The organism is Aeromonas sp. ZOR0002, assembly GCF_963866995.1.
GTDB classification, from domain to species: Bacteria; Pseudomonadota; Gammaproteobacteria; order Enterobacterales; family Aeromonadaceae; genus Aeromonas; species Aeromonas caviae.
The window spans coordinates 23,777-24,080 of sequence record NZ_CAWMFQ010000301.1 but is presented as its reverse complement, the minus strand read 5'-3'; the positions used below and the strand labels follow the sequence as shown (position 1 = coordinate 24,080).

The window sequence follows — 304 nt, the reverse complement described above, 5'->3', positions numbered from 1 at the left end:
GTCATCGACGGGCCGCCCCTCTGTCATTTATCCCTTCTATCCCTTCGACTTGAAGTTGGCCGCCTCGATGCCGTGCCGATTCAGCAGCTTGTAGAAGTCGGTGCGGTTTCTCCCCGCCATGTTGGCCGCCAGGGTCACGTTCCCCTCCGTGGTGCGCAGCAGCCGGATCAGGTACTCCTTTTCAAACTCGGCCCGCGCCTCGTTGAACGAGGGAATGCCGCCACCACCGCCACTCAGGGCCGACTCCACCATGGCCGCGCCTATCACCGGGCTGCAGCAGAGGCTGGCGAGCTGCTCCACCACT

General features: G+C 63.8%; 1 protein-coding gene. It reads right to left on the bottom strand.

Features of this window, described 5'->3' with window-relative positions:
- Positions 1–36: 36 nt before the first annotated feature.
- Positions 37–304, bottom strand: a 268-nt coding sequence (locus AACR77_RS16220) for a helix-turn-helix domain-containing protein (RefSeq protein ID WP_042882792.1), incomplete at its 5' end; no start/stop codon positions are given.